Origin of the sequence: Desulfatiglans sp. (assembly GCA_012513605.1) — a bacterium.
In the GTDB taxonomy this organism is placed as follows: Bacteria; Desulfobacterota; DSM-4660; order Desulfatiglandales; family HGW-15; genus JAAZBV01.
Genome location: JAAZBV010000090.1, coordinates 37,728 through 63,497 on the forward strand (window position 1 = coordinate 37,728; position 25,770 = coordinate 63,497).

Genomic DNA, 25,770 nt, shown 5'->3' on the forward strand with positions numbered 1-25,770 from the left:
CGGGGTAATAGAGTAGTAGGATAAATAATTAGCGTCAGAGGTAATCGTTGATAATTATTGGGTGTTAACACTTATTACGATTTTTTCAGCGCCCCTTCGGAAACAAGTTTTTTAAGCAGTTCTTTTTTAAGAAGTTTAATCGCCTCGCCTTTAGTTCCCTCATACCTGTATGGGTAAAAATCCCCGAGCATGCCGGTTGTGCCCATAACCTGCCTATTTGATATTGCCTGAATGCGGTCAAATTTGCTGATAGTCCCGGTAATTGAGGGCAGGTTAAAGTCGTTTGTATATAAGAGCGCCGGGCATGGGTCTGAAAGCCTGGTCAGATACATATCACGCCCGCGCATGATAAAGAGGATAGTATACTGATCAAGCACCATAATATTGTCTATTCGGTGGATAGTAAGCTCATTGACCGGGGCGCCAAGGTATCTTTGGGCAGAGGTCTCAGCCGGGGTTTCCAATGTTTCTTTACGGGTCACTGTTCCTTGATCATCATCTACCCCGGAGATGTTCATACTGATATCCCTTTTGTCATTCACTATATTAGCAGACTCTTCAGTATGAATCCCCTGGGGTTGAATGGCATTTTCAATGTCTTGGTTGTTATGGTTTGAGGTTATACTATTAAGAGGGGCTGTCTCAGGATTTTCATAAGATTTTTCAGCAGGGGCATCACTTTTTTCTGCTGTCACAGCATCTATACCGGGGATAACAGTATCATTTATCCTCTCTGTAGAGGCTAAGGGGGTCTTTATATAAGAGACATTTAGTTTCTCAATACCCAGGGGCAGAACAGGCGAAGTGCCTCTTTCAACTCTCTCAAATGAGGATATAGGGGTTGTTACCTTTTCATGCACCTGCATGCTGGTTGTCCCTTTAAAAAAGATAAAGGATGAAAAGAGTATAAAAACCGATGCCACCACCATTAGCTCACGTGCAGGCATAGAGGCAGATGCAACCCTGTTTTCAAGTATAGTGCGGATACGGTCAGCTGTTTTTGAGGCAGATGATATGAAGGGCAGGGAGAAAGCGGGGTTCCTGCCGGGGCTATTTTGCCAGATCTCATTAAGCAAAAAATCAGCATATATGACACTTTTTTGGGTGATCTTGGTAACATGGCCGTCGCAGATATGCTCCATCTCTTCATGTATCTTTCTTTTTACCCAGTGTATGACAGGATGAAAAAAATAAACCGCCCCAATTATAGATTCTATTAAAAGCCAAAGATTATGGCGCTGATCTATATGCTTCAACTCATGAAGAAAAGTGAATCTCAGCCCCTCAATGGAGTCCTCTGCGAGGAGGTGGCCAGGGATTACTATTACCGGCCTTATAAAACCCATTGACATGGGTGTAAAAACACCTCGCGTCTCATAGAGCGAAGGCACATAGGTGAGGCCTGTATCAGAGGCACTCTGACGAAGTAATTCAATGATCCTCTGGTCTGTTACAGGGGTTGAAATCCTGAGAAGCCTTTTTATAGCATGTGTGGCTTTAATCAAACGGATAAGTAAGATGGAAAATACCATCATCCATATTACTGCTGCAAGCTGTTTCCAGTTAGTAATTAAGATGGATACAGTATCAATGGCTTGTTCTCTTAACTCACGCGGAGATGTCTCTATCTCACCATCATTTAATTTACTGCCATTAACTTTGTCAGCAACAACAGGGGTAACCTGTGATAGAGGTGGTTCTGTTGCAGCAGTGGTTAATAGAGATACACCTGTTAATGGCTTAAGATATTCAGATTTCAGAGGGACAGAGATTTTAATCGATTCAGGTAATATGGATCGTAAAGGGTAGAGAGCAGGCAGTATAAATATAAGGGCATATATCCATATTTTTGTTTTGCCCTTTATCCTGAATAATTGAACCGCAAAAAGGCTCAATATTCCCAGTAAAAACAGCAGGGCTGATGATATAAGCAGATATTCAATAATCTGTTCAGTAAGCCTTGCTATCCCCATTTTCATTCTCCTCTTTTTGAAGGGCGAGAATCTCGTTTCTTAAGTTTTCAAACTCTGTTTTTGTAAGTTTTTCAGAACAAAAGAGCGTGCTTGCAAGCTGTACTGGTGACCCTCCAAAAGCCTTAACAAGAAGGTTATCTACCAGCCTTTTTTGTGTGTTCTGTTTTGAACATCCTGCCAAATATACATGTGCATGGTTTGATTCATCACGTGTTACCAGTCTTTTCTGGGTCATGATCTGAAGCATCTTGAGCACGGTTGTATAGCCTGTGTTTTTTGTCCTGTTGAGGATATCCTGTACCTCGCGTACAGTGCAGGGGCCTTCCTTCCATAAAACATTCAGGATCTCTAACTCCATTTCAGTTGGTATGGGTGTTTCTTCTCTATTCATGTTTACCCTCTGGCTTTTTATCGTGCCGGTAAGGATTACCGGCACTTTGTATGAACTTTATAACTATTATGACTTTTTAAGCCTCTTTTTTATCTCAGTTGCCTGCTCCCTGCTTTCAAGTTTATATATCTTATGAATAATGTAGGATTGAGCTCCACTGGAGTCTGTAACTACAATATTATCAAAACCCTTTCTTACCCTGTCAACGGATACTGTAACCCCTATGCTTTCACTGGATGAAAGGGCTATGGCCGGACGGTTCAGAATAACCAGATAGTAGTTATTAATATCTGTATTCAGTATCAGGGATTGTGAATCTATGGATTCCCAGCTATTTATCCTGAAGCTGGTAACCTCGGTCGCCTCCTTAAGTTCATTATCAAGGTTGTATTTTTCTGCTACATTAAACTGGGTGGTTGCGCATGCAGCAAAGACAAGAGATATCAGAACTAAACCGGCATATTTAATGATCTTTTTCATTTTATCTTCTCCTTATATATAAGGTTGATATAAAATCTGTAGAGCTAAACAATTTCATTACAGACACAATATACGAACTATTTCGTAATTGTCAACGAAATAGTTCGTAGAGATAGACCCTTAACATATGAATCGATTAACCACTTGAAATATCACGATAAAATAATTTGATTTTTTTATACAGTTTTAAAGGGGGTCTCTTTTGTTTTCTAAACCCTGGATAACATTGCCTGACACATATTCACAGAAAGCGGCGATGTGCATTTTGATATTTTCTATAATCTGTCCCTGTCCGGCATGAAGCGGGGAGTCGCTCACGAACTTGAAAAGCAGGCACTTTTTATTGAATCTCTTTGCAGCCTGTAATACTGCGGCCCCCTCCATATCTACCAGGTCGGCTACAGCAGATAGTTCTTTAAATGTTTCAACATCATGAATGGGTTTATCCTGTGTGGCGAGAGCAGCATTTTCAAAACCATCGATAGTATTAGGTGTCTGGACCCACGGAGTGTTTGACCTAAGATGGGGCCGGTCTGGTTCTATTGTCTTTTTAATCTGGAAGATACTCCCAACCTCATGTGTTTCATCAACTGCACCGGCTGCACCGGCATTAAGGATAATTTTTGGTTGATATTTCATACAGCAATAAACAGTACACATGACGGCATTTGCCTTTCCAATGCCTGATATCCCAAGGATGATCTCTTTTCCCTCAAAAATAAAAAATGGCCTCTTTTCAATCTCTTTCATATCAAGGATCCTTATGAAGGGTTCCGCCTCCATAAGTGTAGCCACAACCAGACATATTAAAGGGCTCTCATGCATCTGCTCATCTCCTCAAGTTTTTTAACCGCCTCTCTTCCCTTATCACCGAGGGAGATGGTAAACTCATTCACATAAAGCCTTATGTGCTGGTCAATAACTTTATTATCCATCTCCTGCGCAAGGGATTTTACATATTCACGGGAGGCCAAAGGGTTTTTAAAGGCATACTTTACAGAATCCCTTATTATGGATTCAATTGCTTCTTTATACACCATTGTTTCTGCATCCCTTCTGATGGCAATACAACCAAGGGGTATGGGTGATGATGTTTGATCTTCCCACCATTCGCCAAGATCGATTATCTGCACGCAGCCATAATCCTTAAACACAAACCTGCCCTCATGGATTATAACGCCCGCGTCAAACCTCCCATCCCTGATACCCGGCAGTATCTCATCAAACCTGGCGATAGTTGTATTTTTAGCATGGGGATATCTGAGCCTGAGCAGCATGTTGGCTGTTGTATCAATTCCAGGGACAGCAATAATGGCATCCTCTACAGATACGTCGTGTGAATGAGCTACAAGAAGCGGGCCGCATCCAAATCCCAGGGCAGCGCCGGAGTCTAACAGCTCATATTTATCCTTAAGCCTAAGCCATGCAGCAAATGAGAGTTTTGTAACCTGATATGCGCCTATTTTTGCCTGACTGTTCAGGCTCTCCACATCATCAATATGGCCGCTGAAAAAGAGTCCCCTTGTATCAACAAGATTATTCATCATGGCATGAAACACAAAGGTGTCATTAGGGCATGATGAAAAGGCGATATCTATATTTTCATTAGGTTTTGACATTTATATCTTTCATTGACTACTGACCTCTGCCTTCTGATTTCCAGGTTTTCACTTGACCCCTGGACCCCTTGAATCCTCGAACCCTTCTTTTCACCACTCCCTTATCACCCTGTATACGGAATCACGCTGCACAGGTTTTTTTCCGGCATTTCTGATCACGGCGATCATCTCATCCATATTGGTTCTTGTCTCTATACCCGTGGATTTTACCACCACCTCTTCCATGAGCACACCGCCCATATCATTTGCGCCAAAGGCAAGGGCGACCTGGGCTAGCTTCATGCCCTCTGTAAGCCAGCCTGCCTGTATGTATACTACATTATCGAGAAAGATCCTTCCTATGGCCACCATCTTCAGGTAATCAATGCCGGTTGCCGGAATAATATCACTCATCTGTGTTGATGCAGGAGAAAAAGACCAGGGAATAAATGCCCTTATAATACCTGTCCTCTCCTGCACCTCCCTTATTACCCTTAGGTGTTCGATCCGCTCCTCATATGTCTCTCCCATGCCATAGGTCATGGTTGCGCTGGACATCATATTATGGTGGTGAAGAGCATCCATAACTGTGCACCACTCGGAAGTGGTGATCTTTTTGGGACTCACCCTTTTACGTACACGGTCCACAAGTATGTCTGATGCCCCTGGTACTGAATCAAGCCCTGCGTTCTTTAAGATACCGATAAGTTTAATGAGGTTCATCCCCTCTTTTTTTGCAATGTGAAAAAGCTCTGATGGGGAAAATGCATGAATAAGGCATTCAGGGAATGTCTCCCTTGTAATACGAATCATCTCCAGGTATTTTTCAAGCCTGTAGGTTGGATGAAGCCCGCCCTGGAGCATCACCTGGCTGCCGCCCATGGCCTTAAGCTCCTTTACTTTATCTATTATCTCTTCATTACTTAGCTCATAGGCGGGTACCCTGTTTGCCTTTGCGTGATAGGCGCAGAATGCGCACCCGGCCTCGCAGATGTTGCTGTAGTTTATGATGCGGTCAATAATAAAACCCACCTGTTCATGGGGAAAGATCATCTTCCGCCTTAAGTCGCCAAGCCTGCCCAGCTCAATAATGTCCCATGAGAAGAGGGTTAAGGCCTCTTCAGGAGTGATTCGTGTACCTGAATAAATTCGATCTTTTAGTTCTTTATTATTTTGTTTCATGTTCGCCACTATTACGTATATAACAGCTACAAATCCTGGATTCCCCGGCTTGACCGGGGAATCCAGTCTTCGGTATGTATGGAAAAATTAAAAAGTTACCTAAAGTATCTTATCTTCACCTCTTTCTCAAACAGCCCTATCTCAAATGCCTTATCATAATAAAAGTTAAGTGCCTGTTTTAATCTCTCTGAAAATTTGAATTGGAGGCAGGTTTCATAGTACCCCTTTACATCATAGGCAATATCCGGGTACTTGCGTTGCGCAGCAGCAACCACCCTTTCCACCTCTTTTTCAAGACACTCGATAGAAATCCTGTATGACTCGACTACCCTTTTTATCTCGTCGGCATATTTATTAATAACCTCTTCATTTATGGCAAACACGGCAAATACAACAGGGTAACCTGTCTTTCTTAACCACAATTCGCCCAGGTCATAGGAAAAGGAGACAGGGGTGCTGCTCTTAACCATTGCCTCATTACCAATCATAAGCACTGCTTCAAGGCCATCCATGGAGGGATTTGGTTGTGTAAGCACATATTCAGGCTCAACATTATAATAGTTTTTAAGGAGCATCTTTAAAAGCAGCACAGAGGTATGGGATGCCCTTGTAAGACCAACCCGCTTTCCGCCAAGCTCTTCAATAGGCAGGTTGCTTCTTAATATTACAGAGCCCACATACCCAATGGAGCTGAGGCAGAAATCAGGCAAGAGCACTGCCCTCTCCTGTATAAGGGGGTATGTTGCAGCAGATATGGCGCTCATATCGAGCTCACCTTCTCTCATCATGCGGTTGAGTTCATTGGGGTATCTCTGAATGACCTCAATACCATCTAACTGTTCATGTTCAAACATGTGGTAGTAAAAGGGGTAGCAGTTCAAATAGTCAATATAACCAAGTTTCATTAAGTCTCCCCTTTTGCTTTGGTGTCACCATAACCTGCGGTTGTCCTTACAGGTGTCATGCCGGCATCTATAATCAACCTTTTCAGAAAAGCCTCTGAGCCGAAGTCCGGGGTCCTGGCACCTGCTGCGTGCACCACCTTTTCATTGTTGTATGTGGCGCCCATCTCATCCGCTCCAAAATGCAGCATTGTCTGGGCCATCTTTTCGCCAAGGTACATCCAGAGCGCCTTTATGTGTGGGATGTTATGAAGCACGATACGGCTTGTGGCATAAATCCTTATATCATCATAGCCTGTTGTTTGGCCTGGCCGATCTGTCTTTATGGATGTGTTTTCTTTGTGAAAGGCAAGGGGCACAAATGCCTTAAAGCCTCCGGTTTTATCCTGAAGATCTCTTATGCGGAATAGATGATCCACTATATCTTCAGTTTTTTCCAGGTGATTATAAAGCATGGTGGCGTTTGTCCTGAGCCCGAGCCCATGCGCTGTCTCCATCACCTCTAACCATCTTTTTCCTGATATTTTTTTTGGGGCAATAATATTCCTGACACCCTGAGCAAATATCTCTGCCCCTCCGCCTGGCAGGGCATTTACTCCGGCATCAATCAGCCTTTTGAATACAGTCTCAATGGGCAGGTTGTTTAGCTTTGCAAAGTAATCATACTCAACAGCGGTGAATGCTACAATAAAGATATCGGGCTTTATCCTTTTTATAATGGAGAGCATCTCCTCAAAGTAATCCAGTCTGAGGTCAGGGTTAAGCCCCCCTACTATATGAACCTCATCTATCCCTGAGTTAACCGCCTCTGAAACCCTCTGTTTTATCTCAGTAAGTGAGAGGGCAAAACTCCCCTCTTCTCCTTTATCCTTTGAAAAGGCGCATAAAGGGCAACGCAGCTCGCATATGTTGGTGTAGTTAAGGTTCATGTTTACGCCATAGTAAACATTTCTGCCATGAAGCTGCTGTTTAATAAAGTTTGAAATCTCTCCCAGATCAAGAATGCTGTTTGTAGTAAGCATTGCAAAGGAATCTGCTTCATCCACAGGTATGCTGTTTGCTACCTTTTCAGCGATTGCCTTTAATTTATTATCTTTTATGGAATCTATAAAATTCATTTCAATCCAATCAATAAAAAGACTGGATTCCTTGATCAAGGTCGGGGAATGACGAATTGGAAAAATATGGCAAAAGACCGTCATTCCCCGGCGTGACCGGGGAATCCAGAAACAAGTTGTCTAAAAAGAATTATCTGGTTGTCTCCAACAATAATTCAATAAATCAGAAATCTTTCTCTCCTCTTTTACTCCCCCCTGAATTGTAGAGACAAGGCATGCCTTGTCTCTACGGTCATTCTCCCCAGCCCTTAAAAAGGTCATGCCTTTTACCAAGCAAATTAAGAATCTTTCCGACAATAAAATCCACGATATCATCCGCAGTCTGCGGCCTTGTATAAAACCCCGGTATGGGAGGGGCTATTATAGCTCCTGCAAGGGTTGCTCTTCTCATGTTTTCTATGTGGATCAGATTAAAAGGCGTTTCCCTTGGCACAATAATGCATTTCTTTCTCTCCTTTAGCGCAACATCGCATGCCCTTGTTATGAGGTTATCAGCGTAGCCGTTTGCTATGGCCGAAAGGCTTTTCATGGAGCATGGTGCAACCACAATCGCCTCAAACGCTGATGTACCGCTTGCGCACGGGGCATTGAAATTGTTGTCGTCATACTCCCTGAAATTTGTAAGGTCAGCCACATTTCCCCTTTGTTCAAGTATCCCGGTCAAAGGGAAACCCTCTGATATGGGGCAGGAGAGTTCATGTTCCATGATCTTCAGGCTGCCTTTTGATGCGATTCCTGTAACAGCCTCACCCCCCTTAAGCAGCTCTTCCATGAGCCTTATACCCATAATGGGCCCGCTTGCCCCTGTTACTGCGCAAACAATCATATATACCCCTTTCCCATCATACTATAATAGATGCCCATGTCCCGGCTAAAAGCAGAGGCGAGATAAGCATATTTGTCTTAAAAAGCCTTGAGTATCTCTCCCCAAGCATGCCGGATCGGCCTAGCATCTGATGATACACAAATATAATACCTACAGGCAATATTGCGAGAAAGTAAGGCCATTTCATGCCACCAACAATCCCTGCAAGTACCATCCCTGCAAATGAGCATACATAGCATATCCCGGACAGGTTAATTGCATTTTTGATCCCAAGTTTTACCGGCATTGAATAAAGCCCTGCCTTTTGGTCAAAATCCCGATCCTGTATAGAGTAGATGATATCAAGCCCCGCTATCCAGGCCATTATAACAAATCCCAGGAGAAACGGGGTAAATGCAAATGTGCCTGTAACAGCAAGATACCCCCCAACGGGCGCTGCTGCCTCTAAAAACCCCAGGTAAAAATGGGATGATGATGAAAACCTCTTCAGGTAAGAGTAGGTAAAAAGAAGAAACACCGCCACAAAAGAGAGATAAAAGCAAAGCGTGTTAATCATGTATGATGCGACAATCAGCACAAAGGCCGATATAACAGCAATCAGCCAGACAGTAACAGGTCTTGCATCACCCCTTGGAACCACCCTCTCCTTTGTCCTGGGGTTTTCTTTATCTATCTTCGCATCTATCACCCTGTTGAATGCCATCCCGCTTGTTCTGGCCGCAGCAAGGGCTATTGTTACCAGTATCCACGTTTTAAATGTCCCCCCACCGGCAAAGAGGAGGCCCAGGTATGCAAATGGAAGGGTAAAAAGGGTCTGCTCAATAAGTATCAGCTCTGAAAACCTCTTAAAATCCATATTCCTTCCATCGCCTCACCACAAGGGCCTTTACATCAGGGGCCATGACTATCTCCTCAGGCCACTCCCTGCCCATCCCCTCTTCACGGGTTTTTCTTGTGGCATCTATACCCATCTTGCCCCCGAAATTTGCGTATGATGCAGAGTGGTCAAGGGCATCAAGCGGCCCCTGAGAAAAGAGCAGGTCCCTTCCCGGGTCCACATTGTTCAGGAGCTTCCATAAAACAGTGGCAGAATCCCTCAGGTCAATATCCCTGTCAAACACAGCAATAAACTTGGTTGATGAAAACTGCCCCAGCCCCCATAGTGCGTTTATCACCTTTTTGGCCTGGCCGGGGTATTTTTTATCTATACTCACCAGGGCGCAGTTATGAAATACCCCCTCTATTGGTAGCTCTATGTCCTTTATCTCAGGCAGGATCATTTTTATAATGGGTAAAAATATCCGCTCTGTGGCCTTTGCCATGTAGCAGTCCTCCATTGGGGGCTTACCCACTATGGTTGCGGGGTAGACCGCATCATTCCTGCATGTAATACAGGTGACATGAAACACCGGGTACATATCAGCCGCAGAATAAAAACCTGTATGGTCGCCAAACGGGCCTTCGAGCCTCTCTTCATGGGGGTCAACATAGCCCTCTATAATAAAGTCAGACTCTGCCGGCACATAGAGATCAACCGTCTCACCTTTAACTATATCAACCGGTTTTTCATTTAAAAAACCGGCCAGCATGAGTTCATCAATATCCGGCGGAAGTGGCGCAGATGCGGCATATGTAACCGCAGGGGAGCCGCCAAGGGCCACTGCAACCTCCATCCTTTTACCCATGTTTTTATACTTGTCAAAATGGCGTGTGCCATCTTTATTATACTGCCAGTGCATGCCTGTTGAGGCCCTGTCATACTTGTGCATCCGGTACATGCCAAGGTTCTGGATGCCTGTCTCAGGGTCTTTTGTGATAACAATCGGAAGCGTGATAAATGGGCCGCCATCAGACGGCCAGCATGTAATAATGGGCAGCATGTCCAGAAGGTCGGATTTTGAATCAAAAATCCGATCCTGGCATGGGCCATGTTTTACCTTTTTAGGTATAAAATCAGCTATCTCCTTAAGCGTAAGAAGCAGTTTGATCTTTTCAAACAGCCCTGAAGGTGGCTGCATCTTAATAAGGGTCTCTATCCTTTTACCAATATCATCAAGGGATGGAGAGCTTAATGCCATCTCCATCCGCCTGAAACTGCCAAAGGCATTTATCAGCAGGGGGAAGTCAGAGCCCTTTGTCTTTTCAAACAGGATTGCCGGGCCGTTAGTCTTGCTCATCCGGTCAGCGATCTCTGTAATCTCCAGATAAGGGTCAACCTCTGCCGTGACCCTCTTCAGTTCGCCGGCCTTCTCAAGGGCTGATATAAATTGGTTCAGGTTTTTAAAGGACATATGCTCCTCATAAATATGGTTTAAAAAATTTATATAATAAGGTAGATTTCAAAGCAAAGAAAAAAACCTGAATGACCGGTGGTGCTTTTGTCAATAGATATCCTCATATTTTCCATACTGATAATTTCTCTTGCCCTTTTTTCTGTGATGCTTTTTGCATTCAGGATAAAAGGTGAAAAGCTCATCTATGAAAAGGTCAGCAAATACCACCATATCATGGTCTATGAAGAGGGCTCTATCAGGACCCTGCGTCTTGGTGATGGCCATGATGACGGAAAACAATCACGTATAGACCTGAATGACCCGGATTATTTGCTCCTCGAGTATACGAGGCTTGCGTTCGCTGCCCTTTTTATTAATGACATGCCTTTAAAGGTTTTGATTATCGGCCTTGGTGGAGGCGCGCTTCCCCGTGCGATCAGCCATTATATCCCGGAAGCTGAGATTGATGTGGTGGATATAGACCCTGAGGTGGTTGAGGTAGCAGAAAGATTTTTCATGTTTACCACCGGTGAAATGGTCAGGGTGCATATTGGAGATGGCCGTACCTTCATACAGAAGATGGCAAAGGATAGCTTAGGTAAAAGGTATGATATGGTAATCCTGGATGCATTCAACAGCAGTTCAATACCCAGGCACCTCATTACAAAAGAGTTTTTAAAGGAGGTTATACAGGTGCTTGACCCGAAGGGTGTTGTGGCGGCTAATGTGCTTGTTGACAACAGGTTGTTCCATTCCATGCTCAAGACCTACAGGAAGGTATTTAAAAGGTGCTACATCTTTATGGGCGGTATTGCACAGAATGCGGTCTTTATATCACCCGGCCCAGATGCCCCGGATATTAATAAAAAGGATATAGAAGAGAGGGCGCATGCGCTTCAGGAGTTGTATCACTTTTCATTCAGCATGCTCTCTGTTGCAAGGCAGTTCAGGTCGAGATATACGCCAAAGATCTCCGCAAAGGTGATTACTGATTCTAAAGATTCTTAGTATTATTCTGTAGTATAAATCCGGTACCATTTAACATGAATCAATATAATTAACCACGGAGGTCACGGGGGTTTATCTTTTAAGTTTTATCCCGTGTTCTCTGTGCTCTCCGTGGTGAAAATATACTCTTTTTTTATACCCATGTTCCTACAGTCTTCACTCATACCATAAACCTTGGGCCGTAAATAATCCCTTCTCCTTGATTTTTGAAAAATTAAAGTTTAGTGTAGACCAGATTTACAGGTCTGATGAAGATTATCCGGTAACCACGCCCGGAGGATTAAGATAAAAATGCTTCGGGTATAATCTAAAAAGGAGGCAACATAATGAAACTCAAAGGAAAAACAGCACTTGTAACAGGAGGAGGCTCCGGTATCGGGACAGCCATAGCCAGTGGATTAATCAAAGAGGGCGCAAAGGTCTGCATTACAGGAAGGAGCAGGGATAAGCTTGAAAAGGTGGCAGCAGGGTTCCCAAAGGACCAGATTGCTGTATGCGCGGGGAGTGTAACCAGCCTTGATGATATCCAGAAGATGATGGATGTAACCATAAAATTAGGCGGAAGGATAGATGTGCTGGTAAATAACGCAGGTATTGATCCGGGCGGAACAGTAGTGGACCTAGATCCAAAACTGTGGCAGGATGTAATGGATACAAACCTGACAGGCCCATTTTTGACCATGAAAAAGGTTATCCCGCACATGATAGCTAATGGCGGCGGCTCCATAATAAACATTGCATCCCTTGGCGGCACTGTTGCCCTGCCCGGAATGGCCCCATACTGCACTACAAAGGCCGGCCTTATCATGCTTACCAAACAGGTTGCCCTTGATTACGGCCCGCAAAAGATCAGGGTAAATGTTGTATGCCCGGGCGCAACCAGGACTAAGATGCTGGAAGACTCTCTCCAGGGGCTTGCAAATGCCATGAACACCGATCTGGACGGAGCATTTGCAGTTATGTCAAAACCACTTCCCTTAAGAAGGGTGGCAAAACCCGAGGAGATGTGCGGTATTTGCAACTTCCTGGCAGGCGATGAGTCATCATTTATGACAGCCGCAACAATACTGGTTGATGGTGGCGCATCTGTTGTTGATGTCTCCGGCGCAGCCTTAAGTAATGTCGGGGTTAACTGGGGGGCATAATATGTTGTTCTTGAAAGTCGGTAAATAAAAAATCCGATCCCGTAATTACTGCAGAGACAAGGCATGCCTTGTCTCTGCATGCTAAATATATTAATTTCTCAGATTTTTATAAAGTCATTTTAGCGTCAAAAACTGCATAATGGAGGCAATATTATTAATTTTTAGTCCCTAAGTGTTATTATTGGCCAATAATGCTTCCTTGCTTGACAAATAGCTGCTACAACAATATTATCTCTTTCAAACATTTTTTGTCCAACAAATGGGTTAGAGATACTGAAATCTCGTAATCCTAAGAAGGTAATGTTAATAAACTTTTTATTGGAGGAATCAGGCATGAAATTACGTAGAATATTAATCACTGCCGCCTGCCTCGGACTGTTTGCAAGCATAAACATTCCGTCAGGCGCAATGGCAGCAACCGAAAAGGAGCCCGTAATAACGGTGCTTAACCCATTGGGCACACCCCCGCCGATCGAAGTAAAACAGATGGCCCCGCGCCTGAAAACACTGGACGGCAAAACCATCTACTTTATCAATACCGGCTTTCCAAATTCCGGTCGTCTTCTGGAAGAGATGAGCAAATGGTTCAAGGCCAACTATCCTAACGCTAACATGGTGATTGCTCGCGCAGGGATGGACAACATTCCTCCGAACGTGATGACTGAGATCGGAGAAAAAGCAGACGCCGTGATCCTCGGGGTGGGGCATTGAAGTGTCTGCGCTCCCGGGGCAGTTCGCCTCGCAATTGATCTGGAATCCAAATTAAAAAAACCTTCAGTGCCTGTACTCCTGAGCGAATTCGCTCCACAGGAAGTAGAGGTAGCCTATAATTACGGCATGCCGGGAATCCGAATTCAGTATATCCCCGGTCCGGTCTGGGGAAAAGACAATGCGCAGCTCCAGGCTCAGATTATTAATGGTAATAATCCCCTTTCCGGTAATAATGTAATGAAGGAGATTGTGGAAAAATTTACAAAATCTCTTTCCGATAAGGAAAAGGACCCCGGAGAATTGAAACATGATCCACCACCCGCCACCTACACAGGTACCCATGCTGAGCTTCAGAAGCTTTTTCTTGAAAAAAGGTACACCGATTTTATGCCTGTCATACTCCCGACAAAGGAACTGGTTGATGAGATGCTGATGGGCACAAGCCATGATCCTGACGAAGTACTCGGAAAAATGAACCCCGGATCAGAAGCAGGTGAAATGTGGACATATACAGTTAAAACCGCGGCCATCAACGCTGTAATGGCAGGCGCCAAACCTGAGTATTTCCCGGTCATCCTTGCGATAGGTTCTACCGGCACACCTGCTGTGAATATTTCCGACAACGGGTTTGCGGCCGGGGCAGTAATCAACGGAAACATTCGCGATGAAATAGGGCTTAACTATGATATAGGCGCAGTAGGACCATTTGCCCATGCCAATACAACCATTGGCCGGGCCTGGAGCCTTCTTTCCATTAATGGCGGGAACTGCGGAAAGATAGGGACAACCTACACAGGTACTGTCGGAAATCCAACGAATGCTATTAATATCATCATTGCTGAAAACGAAGAGCAATCCCCATGGGAACCTTTTGCTGTCAGAAGGAGCAACGCAGGAGGAGGATTTACAAGGCCTGGAGCTCCACCACCCGCTAAATATAAAAAAGGCGACAATGTCGTAACGCTTTTAATGGGCTGGGGTCTCCTTTCCGCTGTAAACTGGAAGGCCAATGACTGGACAGAGCTTCCGAACTATGCTTTGGCAATCAAGAATATCTTTAATCAGCAGGGGACAATGTTCGGTACCTTTGCAGTCTTAGGTCCGAACGTTGCCAATAATATTGCCAGTGCCGGCTATGATACAGCAGACAAACTCACCAAGTTTGTTACCGATCCGGGTGAAGCAGCTCCCAAAGGCGGTCCCGGTGGACCTGGCGGACCGGGCGGTTTCAGGATGCCTGCAAATTTCAATGTAGTTGTTACAGGCTCGAACAACAACAACTACTGGATGATAGGCGGTATGGTACCCGCAGCGTCAGTCAAAATAGACGACTGGAGATAGTTTTAAAATGCCTCTGGGTCTTAAGATCCCGGGCATAAGGCTTTAGTTAATTTAAAAAGCCGGTAAGTTAAAAGAATATGTTTCTTGCTTACCGGCTTTTTATTATGTGGAGGTAAAAGTGATGGTCCTGCATATTGCAAAGGTATTAAAACTAAATTTTTGCAAATACAGGGTGGCGGTATGCTGCAAGATTAACGAGGTAGCTCATCATATCAGGATATGACATGCCGCAATGTCCTGCAGAACAGGCTATGCTTGCATCAATATCCAGATCAGGGTTAGGGTTAACATCAAGCACATAAAAGACACCATCCTGTTCTCGAACATCCAGCCTGGCATAGTCTCTGCATCCGATTGCATGGTAGGCATTTAGGCATATCTTTTCCAGCTCGATAAGTTCGGTATTTTTCAAGGGTGCAGGGATGCGGCTTTCTATCTTATTGTAGTGCTGGGATGAAGAGTCGAATTTGGAATCATACGTACAAAGGCGGTCATGTATATCACTAAAGGCGGAGAAATCCATTTCAACCACAGGCATCATTTGTACTTTTCCATTCCCGCACAAAGGCACATGAAATTCTCTACCATCTATAAAGACCTCGACTAGCGCAGGCTGGTTGAAATTATCAATGATATATTCTATGCGCGATTCAAGCTCTTTCTGGTTCATGACAACAGACCCCGAGTCAAGGCTTATACTGCAGTGTTCAAGAGAGGTTTTGACGATTGCAGGGAACAGATTCCAGTCATGAGCTGATGGACATTCATATAGCTTCCAGGCCGGAGTCGGTATACTGAGCGATTCGAGCACCTGTTTTACGCGGGGCTTATCTTCAGCCAGACGAAGTGTCTCTGGCCCAGACCCTGTATACGTAAATCCCATGGATTCAATAATCAGGGTTGCCTCATGCTCACTATGAATCAGCCCTGGTATGCTTTCACACTGATTGAATAATATTTTTTCTGAGGGGGAATAACATGACAGGAGAGATTCAAGTCTGCTGTCTGTTATCTCAACAACATCTACTGTGTGGCCGGCGGTATTAAGTGCAGAGGCCATTAGATTATTGGTTGACTGGGCAGCCTCCCTGTCAGGCCCTTCCCATTCCGGATTCATATTGCATAATAACAGCACCGGCAGATCTTCCGGCCCATATCTAACGGGCATTTACACCTCTGATTCATCCGCAAGTTGAACTATATTAATAAATGGCTCTGGCCTTAAAAGGCGTTTCAGCTATCAAAACCCTGTAACATTGAACATGGAGAAGGTATATTAGATATATTTTTTCATATCAAGTTATTTTCTTAAAAACTTAAAATTATTTAGCATATAAGGCATGGAAAGTCTTTTACCAATAATTTCCATGTTGTTGTAACCGGTGCTAACCTTAAACCGGCAAAGAGGGTTTGTTGAGACGGTACATGATCTCTGTATGCCCCTTGATACCCTTTTCCCTTATCTGGTTAATGCATGCCTTTCTGTTTGAACGAAAAATAAAAGCAAAAATCTTTGAAATAATATTATTGAACTTCCCGCACTCATTGACATCCATAAAATCAGCACACTTAGCACATGACCTGTAGTTCCTTTCCTTGCAGCAGGCGCGCAGTTTGCACCAGCCCAGCTTCATGCTTTCAACACAACCGGGGCATTTTTCCCTGAGATACTGCCTGCAAGCGCCACAGTATAGCCCGCAATATGCCACAAGGTTTACATCTTCTTTTATTTCCCTCATCTTTTTCTCCTTTTGATTTTCAGTAGGATGATCGATCCAAAGGATCTGTTTTACCAGAGGATAAACTATCCCTGTGACAACAGTATGTCAGGGTTGAAAACATGCAAAAATATTTCAGTATTTTTTTCCTGAACCATAGGGTACAACATCAATAACCATCTGGTTAAAAAACTGCTCTGCCTGGTCGGCCTTTTCCTTTGGCACAAGGTTTGTTATCTTTTCTATTGCAGACTCAACCTCTTTGTGGATAAGCCCGGTATCTATGCCTTTAAGGGCGGTAAGTATGGTAAGCATGTCATTAAGGGTTAAAAGCTGGCGATCAAGTCTGAAGTGTTCCATGATGCCAAAACCGCCTTCATTACCGGAGTATGATATCACAGGTATGCCCGCCATATTGATGGCGTCTATATCGCGGTAAACCGTCCTCACAGAGACCTCAAATTTTTCAGCAAGCTCCCTTGCGATGATCCTGTCCCGGTTAAGGAGCATAACCGTGATTGCAAGCATCCTGTCAATACGCATTCAAATTCTCCCGGGTGTCTTGTTCGAAATATTAAACAGCTGGGATACTGAAGGTAACCTTTGTGCCTGAACCTGCCTTTGTCTGAATGGCAATGGCGCCCCTGTGTCTTTCCGCTATCTCTTTTGCAACAGTAAGACCGAGACCTATACCAAAATGCCTGGCGCTGAAAAGGGGTTCATATACCCGTGAAACGATCTCATCGGGAATACCTGCCCCTGTATCTGATACAGATATGAAGAATGTGTTGTCACCTGTACCTGATTCAATGGTTATTATCATCTCCCCTGGCAATGCATCCTTTATCGCCTGGAGGCCATTTTTAACCACGTTTGTAATAGCCCTGCCAAGCTGATCAGGATCAATATTAAAGATACGGTCGCAGTTTAGAGCGCTTATAACCTCTATGTTCTGAGGCAGGTCCAGCCCTTCAATAATCTTTTTTAACCAGGCATCTATGTTTACAGGTATTATCCTGAGCTCTTTCATCTGGGTAATATTTAAAAAGTCAGTAAGGATGCTGTCACATCTTTTTATATTGCGTTCAGCAAGGTTCAGTGCCTTTTCTATCCTTTCAGGCTGGTTCCTTTCTATAGCGGTCCTTATCACAAAAAGGGAGGTGTTTACAGTGCCCAGCGGGTTCCTTACATCATGGGCAATGGTGGCGGCAAGCCTCTCAATCATCTCCAGTTTTTCAAGGAACAGGGTATCTTTTTGATTTTGATCTGTGATGTGCGGCTGATTGCCCTGGCTGTTATCCAGCATCAAGCACCTCCCTTACCTCACTGAGCATATTCCTTACATTATAGGGTTTGCTTATAAACCCCTTTGCCCCGCTCTCCATGGCACTATTTGCATCATCCTCAGGGGAATAACCGCTGGCGATAATAACCTTGAGTTCAGGTTTTATCCTGAGCAGCTCCTCAAGGCATCTTTTACCCCCCATCCCCGGCATGATCAGGTCAAGTATAACAAGGGAAATTTGATCTATATTTTTTGAACAGGTTGCAAGAGCAGATTCGCCGTCAGAAGAGGTGATTACCCTGTATCCGAATTTTTTAAGGATCTGCTCCCCAAGCTCCCTTACAAACTGCTCATCATCAACAATAAGTATGGTTTCTGTGCCGCCCACTGGCGCAGGCCCCTCCTTTTTTTCAACTACAGCAGAGATCTCCTGCTTTATAGCAGGCAGATAAATACTAAAGGTTGTGCCCACACCCGGATTGCTGTTACATTCTATGTGGCCGTTGTGTTTGGTCACAAGCCCATACACCATAGCTAACCCCAGCCCGGTCCCCTTTCCAGGGGCCTTTGTGGTAAAGAAGGGTTCAAAAATCCTTTCCCTCTCCTTTTCTGTCATCCCCTTACCATTGTCTGTCATGGAGAGGATTACATAATTTCCAGGGACAAGGCCGTGAAAAGTCCGGCAGTCAGTCTCGGAGAGCATGGTGTTTTCTGTGCAGATTAATATCTTGCCCCCCTCATTAATGGCATCCCTTGCGTTTACCGCCAGATTCATCATGATCTGCTCTATCTGTGACGGGTCTGCATTGATAACATAAAGGTTTTTTTCAAGATCGAGTTCTATATCTATCATCTTGGGGATGGTGCGTTCAAGAAGGTTTCTGACATCACGTATTTCTTTATTCAGGTCTATTGGCCTCATCTTGCTTTCAACCTTGCGGCTGAACGCAAGGAGCTGCTGGGTAAGCTCGCTCGCCCTCTGCGCTGCCCTTTCTATGCTGGCAAGCTTTGAATAATCAGGGTTGGTTTCATTCTTGTCCATAAGCAGTATCTGTGTATATCCCAGTATTGCCTGAAGGGAATTATTAAAGTCGTGGGATATGCCACCTGCAAGGGTCCCGATGCTCTCCATCTTCTGTGCCTGCTGGAGGTGCTGCTCCATGTTGCGTTTTTCCTCTTCGGCGATTTTTCTCTCTGTTATGTCGGTTATTACAGCAAAACAGCCCCTCAGCCGGTTTTCATCATCTATAATGGACTGGGGAGATACAATGGTGGGTAGCATTGTGCCATCCTTTTTGAGCCAGGTAAGCTCAAATGGAGAGATATCCCCTCCATGACATACACCTATATACCTTGCGTATATCTTTATATTGGCTTCATCAAGAAAATCGGAGGCAAGCCTGCCCAAAAGTTCAGCCTCTGGGTAGCCAGTCATCCTGGTAAATTTCCGGTTTACATAGGTTATGACACCGTTAAGGTCTTGCATGATCAGGCCATCATTCATGGTCTCAACCAGCAGACGATAACGCTCTTCGCTCTCCCTAAGGCGCGCATTCATCCGTTCAAGCTCAAGGTTTCTTCTGCTCAGGGCCTCCTGAACCGCTATCTTTTCCCTTTCAAGCTGTAGTTTTTCAAAGCACCTGTCAAGGGTCTTTAAAAGCTGACGGGGGTTCAGGGGTTTTCTTAAGTAATCGTAGGCCCCCTCCTGGATCGCCTCTATGGCAGAATCCGCCTCTACAAATGCAGTCATGATCACTGTAACAATATTGGGGCGGGCATCTTTAAAGGTGTTAATAAGGTTAAGCCCGTTTTCATGACCGAGCCTGACATCCAGGAGCACCACATCTGCATTAAATGATTTTATAGTATCAACGGCCTCCTGCTGATTATGGGCCGTTCCAACATTATACCCATATGTTTCAAGAATATCTGTCAGGCTTATTACAAAGTCCCGCTCGTCATCGACGATCAGTATTTTCCTGATATCATCATTCATTACATTTACCCCTGCATCTCCACATACCGTACTTTCGGCAACTATGAGTAACAGCTAAAATATACTTTTTAACGAACAGAGATATTAAGAAAATTAGAATAATAATAGATAATTAAAGCTTAGTCTAGGTAAAATAAAATTCATCGCCTTGTAATAGTATATTTATTAATCATGTGATGGGGGTTGTAGGACTCCTTTGCCTTTCTGAGCCCATCAACACCAAGATCCTGCTCCCTGTTAATAAATTCTGTATCCGGCCAGCCATTGGCGGCAAACATCTGGTTTATGGCGGTATAGAGGCCAGGGATATCCGGGTTTGCCTTTTCTATGTGTATAACCGCTGTATCAGGGTTTAGGGGCTCCCCAAGTGAAAATGCCTCCATGCGGCCATTTACAATGATCGCTCCCCCACTATAGTCAAGCTGTTCGAAATGCATAAGCGCCCTTCGCACAGCATAATCTTCTGAGAGCAGGTTGGGGTTTTCCACGCACTCCCTCATCTTGCACCACTCCTCCTGCATGTTTATGAAGCATTCAACAAGGTCTGTGTCAAGCTCGCGGTATTCGGCCTGATAGCTCTTTTTAAACTGGTTCAGATGGTTTTTTTTGCGGTGGTATTTACGCCCTGAAAGGTTGATCAGGTCAGTTGTCTTGTATACATAGTCGCTGTTATCCCTGTCAGGGGTGCATGTATACCTGGTTTTGTCCACATTTTTAATCAAACCTTCTCCTGCCCTTTTTATTTCAGGCCTGTTGGCTTTGCCATCAAGACAGGCGAGTAGTTTTTCTATCGCCTTCTGCTTGTCTCCCCGGCCAACAGGCTGAAGACCATATGGGGATGAACTATCCGGGTTCATAACAATAAACAGGATATTATCCTGCTCTGCCCATACAGGGTGATAGAGGCACTGCCACATAAAAAGATTGGTAAATGTGAGTTCGGATATCTCAGGCGGGTCTTCTTTAAAATATCTGTTGAACAGTGCCTTGTCCTGTATCTCAAGAGGTTTAAAATCAAGAGTCATTATTACTGTTTTCTCCCTGTAAAAGTTAACCGGCCACAAGGTGGCTTATGAGCACCTTTATGCCGATACCGATAAGCACCAGCCCTGCTGCTATCTCCATCTTTTTTTCAAAAAAATGCGTGCCCCTGTCACCGATCCACACACCGATAAAGGACATGATAAACGTTATAAGCCCAATAACAATAACCGGCTCCACCACCCCAATATCAAGCAGGGCAAAGCTTATCCCTGCGGCAAAGGCGTCAATGCTTGTTGCGATTGAGAGGGAAAAGAGCACAGCCACGTCCATGGGGTCTGTCTTTTTTTCTACCTCTTCAATCTTAAATGCCTCATATATCATCTTGCACCCGATAAAAAAAAGCAGGCAGAAAACTATCCAGTGATCTATCTCACAGATAAATCTCTGAAGTTTGATCCCGCCCAGCCACCCTAAAAGGGGCATAATGGCCTGAAATATGCCGAACCAGGAGGCAATTATCAGGGAATGTTTAATACGAAGGTCCTTAATCGCAATCCCGCTCGCAATCGATACTGCAAAGGCGTCCATTGCAAGGGCAAGGGCAAGAAGGATTATAGTCAAATGTGACATATGATAGCAAAACCTGGATTTTTAAACTTTTGTTATTATAGTTATGATGTTTACATTAATGCAATTAAACGCGGAAGACAAGAAGGAAGGATGAAGAGAGCCATCATGAAAGGGAGATGCCATGGGAAATGACAATATGATCATAACATGCCCCAAATGCGGGGTAAAAAACAGGGTGCCTGTATCAAAAATAAATGACAGGCCTGTATGCGGTAAATGCAGGGAGCCCCTTGGAGCCGGCGCATCATCAGATGCACCCCTTGATATTACAGATAATTCCTTTGAAAATGAGGTGCTTGCCTTTAATGGGCCTGTCCTTATGGATTGCTGGGCCCCATGGTGCGGGCCATGCAGGATGCTTTCACCTGTCATTGAGCAGATCGCAAAGGATTACACCGGCAGGCTTAAGGTGGTGAAGCTCAATACAGATGAAAACCCGAAAACGGCCATGAAATTTAATATCCAGAGCATCCCAACCATGCTCATCTTCAACAAAGGGCAGCAGGTGGAGAGGATGACAGGCGCGCTCCCCAGACAGGAGATAGAAAAAAGGATCGCGACTGTTGTTTAATTCCCACGGGTTTTATCAGAGACTTTTCATTAACCACGGAGACACAGAGGACACAGAGAAGATTTTTAAATAAAAACCCTCTGTGAACTCTGTGCCTCCGTGGTGATTACATTTCACACCCAGGGTGAATAGCAAAGATGCAGAACTACCCGCCCATACTGGCTTGGTAGTCATCCAGCAGGGTCTCAAGCCTGAGCTTGTGTTTGGCCTCCTCCTGTGCAAGGACCATAAAGACCTTTTTATGGGACTCCTGGTCTGCTAACCCGGCCAGATCAGTGTAAAACTTATAGGCCTTTTCCTCGCGTTTTGCAGCAAGGCGCAGGATATCATCGTATGGCATGTCAGGCGTGTAGACCATGTCAACAGTGTAGTCGCTTCTTTTCAGGTCAGGGATATTTTTCATCCTGAAGCTCTCCAGGTTTTCCTTTTTCTTTGAGATATTTTCAAGCATCTTTACATGGCCTCTCTCTTCAAGGGCAAATTCCCTGAAAAGCTCCCTTGTGCCTGAAAAGGACTCTCTTTCAGATGCCTCCTGATAGAATTTTTCAGCCTCCTTTTCCTTGTTTATGGCATACTCAAATATCTCTTCAATTGTTTTAAAATTCATCTCTTTCTCCTTTAGAATGTAAACCAGCCGGGAATCCCTGACAAAAAATATTACAAAAGAAAAAAATTATAAAGCATTAGATACCCCCGGTCAATAGCAGTTAAAGGGTCGCAGATGAAATAATCTCACCCTGCCGGCTTATAACCACCTTTGTAAGGGGTATCTTTTTACCGGCAAGCTCAAGACCCTTCTGCACGATTACAGGCAGTCCCTGGCAGCAGGGCACCTCCATCACAGGGACTGTAATGCTTTTTATATCCGCAGTATTAAAGATATCCGCGAACTTTTGTACATATTCCTGCTGATTGTCAAACTTGGGGCAACCCATAAGCACAACCCTATCCGCTATAAAATCCCTGTGCAGGTTCGGGTATGAAAGGGCAGCGCAGTCCGCCACGACCGCAAGGTCGGCTCCTTTGAGAAAAGGCGCAGTTGGCGGGACAAGCCTTATCTTTATTGGCCAGTGGGACAGGGCAGAGAGCCTGCTTTCCTGCTTTATCGGTTCATTTGCCTTTTGGCAGCCAGCGCCGGGATTAAAGGTCTGAAGCGATGCGGATGGGCATGTATGTGCTTTGACGGGATGGTCATGCCCTTCTTTTGATGAATTGAGCATCTCATGAACCGCCTTTTCATCAAACCCCTCTGCCTCTCGCTCCACTATCTTGAGTGCGCCTGTGGGGCACTCCCCAAGGCATGCGCCAAGCCCGTCGCAGTATATCTCAGAGACAAGCCTTGCCTTGCCATTAATTATCTTTAATGCCCCTTCAGCACAAGAAACAACACACTGTCCGCATCCATTACAAAGTTCCTCGTCTATCTGTATTATTTTTCTTTTTATCTTCATGATATGTCTCCTCTTAATTAGTTTAGAGGAATTGTATAATGTTCAGCTTCCCCTGTCCTTGACCCATGTCAAAAACCTCCTTTTCCCTTGCTTGCACCATAAGCCAGTTAATATAAATCTGTAGGGGTACAGCGCCTGTGCCCTTCTTCTATTATTGTTTTTACATTCAATGTTCGACGTTCATCCTTTCCCTTGCGCCCTTTTTTGCTTTTCATTCGATGTTCAAAGTTGGAAGTTCGATGTTGGACGTTCATTGTTTTTTCTTTACGCTTTGAACTTTGAGCCTTGAGCTTTGAACCCTTCTTCTTATCATTTTCATTCGACGTTCATCCTTTCCCCTTGTGCCCTGAGCCTCATAGCCCCGCCATAGTCTGAACGTTTTTGACGACGGCGGATGCGCCCTGTGCCTTTTCTTTACATCTCATCCGCCGAACGCAAACCCGGCCCCTGGGTTATTCAATGCATGGATAAAAAGGTGTAATTGTTAACTGGCAACTGGTAATTGGTTTTTAATTTGTTTTTTTATAATGGTATGATAATAAAATTATGTTTGGCGCGTTTTGCTTATCCTCAAATTATGCAAGGAGGTAAAAGGGCGACAGCGCTGTTTAAGCTCTATATGAAAAGGTCGTGAGCAATGAGTGTTTTATTTCCTGATACACACCCTAAAATGGAAGCTCTGCAAATTCAATTATGGCGGCAAGCCAGCCCTATCCGAAAAATGAACATGCTGGCACAACTCAACAAATCGTCGCAAATGCTGGCATTAGCAGGTCTGCGCGCCAAATATCCCCATGCGGATGTATCTGAAATCCGCCGCCGGTTGGCTGGTCTATTATTAGGAGAAGAAACAGCCTGTAAAATCTATGGAGAAATCAGCAGTGCAAAATGAGCCGATTGAAGTCACATTCAAAGTAACAGGGATACTCGAAGCTCTTGGTGTTCCATATCTTATAGGCGGCTCTTTGGCCAATACGCTCCATGGCATGGTGTGAACCACACAAGATTCTGATATTGTCACCGAAATGAGGATGGAACATATGAAACCCTTTGTCAGAGCATTGGGAGATGAGTTCTATGTGGACGATGAGATGATTGCCGAAGCTATCAGACGGCATTCCAGCTTCGATATTATTCATTGCGAAACAATGTTCAAAGTAGATATTTTTGTCCCTCATCCTCGACCATTTTTAAAATCGCAAATGTCTCGCTCCCAAAAACAGACCTTTGCTTTTGAAACTGAAATCAGCGCCAATTTTGCCAGTCCGGAGGATACGATCCTTGCAAAATTAGAATGGTATCGTCTTGGTGGTGAAGTCTCTGAACGTCAATGGCGTGATATTCTCGGAATTCTGAAAACTTGTTCCGATGCGCTTAATTTTGATTATCTGAAAAAATGGGCAATTGAACTGAGGGTTAATGATTTGCTTGATATTGCCATACAGCAAGTGAAGTAATGTTGAGGAACCCAACCTCAAATATTTCGTACAGAAATTCTCCCTAAAAACTTATAGACATCATAATTTTTTATTCACAATTTTTTTAAAACTCTCAAGACATGCTATTTGGGGAAGGCATATTTTTAAATATTAAAGGGGGCGCTAACTATTCATGTGCATACTAAAAATCCAGGGGGCTTTTAGCCTCCTTTTTTGTCTGGCTCTTAATGGTATGAGTGTAAATCATGGTTGTCCTGACATCACTATGCCCAAGTAACTCCTGTATTGTCCTGATATCATAATTAGCCTGCAGGAGATGGCTTGCAAAACTATGCCTGAACGCATGAGCTGATGCACGCTTTGTAAGCTTTGCCTGGCTTACTGCTGTTTTTATAGCCTTTTGAACATGGGTTGGATAAAGGTGATATCTCCGGTACTCGCTGGAATTACTTTCTTTAGTTAGTTGTTTGGCAGGAAAAAACCATTGCCATGAAAAGTCCCTGGCTGCATTTATATATTTTCTCTCCAATGCATTTACAAGAAATACACCGGCGTAATTGCTCTTTAAATCTTTGTCATGAAGGGTTTTCAACATTTCCAGGTTTTCCCTGAGTTCGGGCAGAATTTTACTTGGCAGAGGAAGAGTTCTATCCTTCTGACCTTTGCCGTCGTGGATCGTCAGTACGCCCATATCAAAGTTAAAACAATGTACCCGCAGGCCCAGGCATTCGAAAAGTCGAAGACCGCA

At 44.3% G+C, this 25,770-nt stretch carries 28 protein-coding genes; 7 read left to right on the forward strand and 21 right to left on the reverse strand.

Features of this window, described 5'->3' with window-relative positions:
* Nucleotides 1-74: 74 nt before the first annotated feature.
* From GX654_12155 to GX654_12205, 11 genes are all read right to left on the reverse strand, one after another.
* Nucleotides 75-1,973, reverse strand: coding sequence for a M56 family metallopeptidase (locus GX654_12155; protein ID NLD37610.1), 1,899 nt, complete (start codon nt 1,971-1,973; stop codon nt 75-77).
* Entirely contained in the window at nt 1,951-2,364 is a 414-nt protein-coding gene (locus tag GX654_12160; protein ID NLD37611.1) for a BlaI/MecI/CopY family transcriptional regulator, read from the reverse strand. The genes GX654_12155 and GX654_12160 overlap by 23 nt, the downstream gene beginning before the upstream one ends.
* 66 nt (nt 2,365-2,430) lie before the next feature.
* Entirely contained in the window at nt 2,431-2,844 is a 414-nt protein-coding gene (locus GX654_12165; GenBank protein NLD37612.1) for a hypothetical protein, read from the reverse strand.
* A 186-nt stretch (nt 2,845-3,030) separates the two neighbouring features.
* A complete protein-coding gene (locus GX654_12170; GenBank protein ID NLD37613.1) occupies nt 3,031-3,669 on the reverse strand; it encodes a 5'-methylthioadenosine/S-adenosylhomocysteine nucleosidase in 639 nt (212 codons plus the stop codon).
* The gene (locus tag GX654_12175; GenBank protein ID NLD37614.1) at nt 3,651-4,463 is read right to left on the reverse strand and encodes a 1,4-dihydroxy-6-naphthoate synthase; all 813 of its coding nucleotides are present in this window, start codon (nt 4,461-4,463) and stop codon (nt 3,651-3,653) included. The genes GX654_12170 and GX654_12175 overlap by 19 nt, the downstream gene beginning before the upstream one ends.
* Nucleotides 4,464-4,553: 90 nt before the next feature.
* Complete coding sequence (locus GX654_12180) at nt 4,554-5,624, reverse strand: CofH family radical SAM protein (protein ID NLD37615.1); 1,071 nt, start codon at nt 5,622-5,624, stop codon at nt 4,554-4,556.
* A gap of 95 nt (nt 5,625-5,719) precedes the next feature.
* On the reverse strand, nt 5,720-6,529 hold the full coding sequence (locus GX654_12185) for a menaquinone biosynthesis protein (GenBank protein NLD37616.1): 810 nt from the start codon (nt 6,527-6,529) through the stop codon (nt 5,720-5,722).
* Entirely contained in the window at nt 6,529-7,644 is a 1,116-nt protein-coding gene (locus GX654_12190; protein ID NLD37617.1) for a CofH family radical SAM protein, read from the reverse strand. Before GX654_12190 ends, GX654_12185 begins: the two co-directional genes overlap by 1 nt.
* A 232-nt stretch (nt 7,645-7,876) precedes the next feature.
* The gene (locus tag GX654_12195; protein NLD37618.1) at nt 7,877-8,470 is read right to left on the reverse strand and encodes a UbiX family flavin prenyltransferase; all 594 of its coding nucleotides are present in this window, start codon (nt 8,468-8,470) and stop codon (nt 7,877-7,879) included.
* A gap of 16 nt (nt 8,471-8,486) precedes the next feature.
* Complete coding sequence (locus GX654_12200) at nt 8,487-9,326, reverse strand: UbiA family prenyltransferase (protein ID NLD37619.1); 840 nt, start codon at nt 9,324-9,326, stop codon at nt 8,487-8,489.
* Nucleotides 9,316-10,761 (reverse strand): menaquinone biosynthesis decarboxylase, encoded by a 1,446-nt coding sequence (locus GX654_12205; protein NLD37620.1) that lies wholly within the window; start codon nt 10,759-10,761, stop codon nt 9,316-9,318. Before GX654_12205 ends, GX654_12200 begins: the two co-directional genes overlap by 11 nt.
* 87 nt (nt 10,762-10,848) lie before the next feature.
* On the opposite strand from GX654_12205, the gene GX654_12210 reads away from it, so the two are divergent.
* From GX654_12210 to GX654_12225, 4 genes are all read left to right on the forward strand, one after another.
* The gene (locus GX654_12210) at nt 10,849-11,751 is read left to right on the forward strand and encodes a fused MFS/spermidine synthase (GenBank protein ID NLD37621.1); all 903 of its coding nucleotides are present in this window, start codon (nt 10,849-10,851) and stop codon (nt 11,749-11,751) included.
* Between the two features lie 326 nt (nt 11,752-12,077).
* Complete coding sequence (locus tag GX654_12215; protein NLD37622.1) at nt 12,078-12,896, forward strand: SDR family oxidoreductase; 819 nt, start codon at nt 12,078-12,080, stop codon at nt 12,894-12,896.
* A gap of 333 nt (nt 12,897-13,229) precedes the next feature.
* Nucleotides 13,230-13,607: a hypothetical protein gene (locus GX654_12220; protein ID NLD37623.1), complete on the forward strand. Its 378-nt coding sequence runs from the start codon at nt 13,230-13,232 to the stop codon at nt 13,605-13,607.
* A gap of 66 nt (nt 13,608-13,673) precedes the next feature.
* Complete coding sequence (locus tag GX654_12225) at nt 13,674-14,948, forward strand: hypothetical protein (protein ID NLD37624.1); 1,275 nt, start codon at nt 13,674-13,676, stop codon at nt 14,946-14,948.
* Nucleotides 14,949-15,099: 151 nt separating this feature from the next.
* On the opposite strand, the gene GX654_12230 is transcribed toward GX654_12225, so the two are convergent.
* From GX654_12230 to GX654_12260, 7 genes are all read right to left on the reverse strand, one after another.
* Complete coding sequence (locus tag GX654_12230; GenBank protein NLD37625.1) at nt 15,100-16,116, reverse strand: hypothetical protein; 1,017 nt, start codon at nt 16,114-16,116, stop codon at nt 15,100-15,102.
* 223 nt (nt 16,117-16,339) lie between these two features.
* Nucleotides 16,340-16,687, reverse strand: coding sequence for a DUF3795 domain-containing protein (locus GX654_12235; GenBank protein NLD37626.1), 348 nt, complete (start codon nt 16,685-16,687; stop codon nt 16,340-16,342).
* Nucleotides 16,688-16,801: 114 nt separating this feature from the next.
* A complete protein-coding gene (locus GX654_12240; protein ID NLD37627.1) occupies nt 16,802-17,209 on the reverse strand; it encodes an HTH domain-containing protein in 408 nt (135 codons plus the stop codon).
* Nucleotides 17,210-17,240: 31 nt separating this feature from the next.
* Nucleotides 17,241-17,972, reverse strand: coding sequence for a HAMP domain-containing histidine kinase (locus GX654_12245; GenBank protein NLD37628.1), 732 nt, complete (start codon nt 17,970-17,972; stop codon nt 17,241-17,243).
* Nucleotides 17,962-19,947: a response regulator gene (locus GX654_12250; GenBank protein ID NLD37629.1), complete on the reverse strand. Its 1,986-nt coding sequence runs from the start codon at nt 19,945-19,947 to the stop codon at nt 17,962-17,964. The genes GX654_12245 and GX654_12250 overlap by 11 nt, the downstream gene beginning before the upstream one ends.
* Before the next feature lie 140 nt (nt 19,948-20,087).
* Nucleotides 20,088-20,972 carry a DUF2156 domain-containing protein gene (locus GX654_12255; protein ID NLD37630.1) on the reverse strand — a complete coding sequence of 295 codons (885 nt, stop codon included), beginning with the start codon at nt 20,970-20,972 and terminating at the stop codon, nt 20,088-20,090.
* 25 nt (nt 20,973-20,997) lie between these two features.
* Nucleotides 20,998-21,561, reverse strand: coding sequence for a manganese efflux pump (locus GX654_12260; GenBank protein ID NLD37631.1), 564 nt, complete (start codon nt 21,559-21,561; stop codon nt 20,998-21,000).
* Nucleotides 21,562-21,682: 121 nt separating this feature from the next.
* Between GX654_12260 and trxC the strand changes: the two genes are divergently transcribed.
* Nucleotides 21,683-22,132, forward strand: a complete 450-nt coding sequence (trxC, locus tag GX654_12265) for a thioredoxin TrxC (GenBank protein ID NLD37632.1) — start codon at nt 21,683-21,685, stop codon at nt 22,130-22,132.
* Nucleotides 22,133-22,277: 145 nt separating this feature from the next.
* On the opposite strand, the gene GX654_12270 is transcribed toward trxC, so the two are convergent.
* Both GX654_12270 and GX654_12275 read right to left on the reverse strand, forming a co-directional pair.
* Nucleotides 22,278-22,739, reverse strand: coding sequence for a ferritin family protein (locus GX654_12270; GenBank protein NLD37633.1), 462 nt, complete (start codon nt 22,737-22,739; stop codon nt 22,278-22,280).
* 100 nt (nt 22,740-22,839) lie between these two features.
* Complete coding sequence (locus GX654_12275) at nt 22,840-23,583, reverse strand: 4Fe-4S binding protein (GenBank protein ID NLD37634.1); 744 nt, start codon at nt 23,581-23,583, stop codon at nt 22,840-22,842.
* Nucleotides 23,584-24,220: 637 nt separating this feature from the next.
* Here GX654_12275 and GX654_12280 point away from each other — a divergent pair.
* Both GX654_12280 and GX654_12285 read left to right on the forward strand, forming a co-directional pair.
* A complete protein-coding gene (locus GX654_12280; protein ID NLD37635.1) occupies nt 24,221-24,475 on the forward strand; it encodes a hypothetical protein in 255 nt (84 codons plus the stop codon).
* A 148-nt stretch (nt 24,476-24,623) separates the two neighbouring features.
* Nucleotides 24,624-25,040 (forward strand): hypothetical protein, encoded by a 417-nt coding sequence (locus tag GX654_12285; GenBank protein NLD37636.1) that lies wholly within the window; start codon nt 24,624-24,626, stop codon nt 25,038-25,040.
* A 163-nt stretch (nt 25,041-25,203) separates the two neighbouring features.
* On the opposite strand, the gene GX654_12290 is transcribed toward GX654_12285, so the two are convergent.
* Nucleotides 25,204-25,770, reverse strand: a 567-nt coding sequence (locus tag GX654_12290; GenBank protein NLD37637.1) for a tyrosine-type recombinase/integrase, incomplete at its 5' end; no start/stop codon positions are given.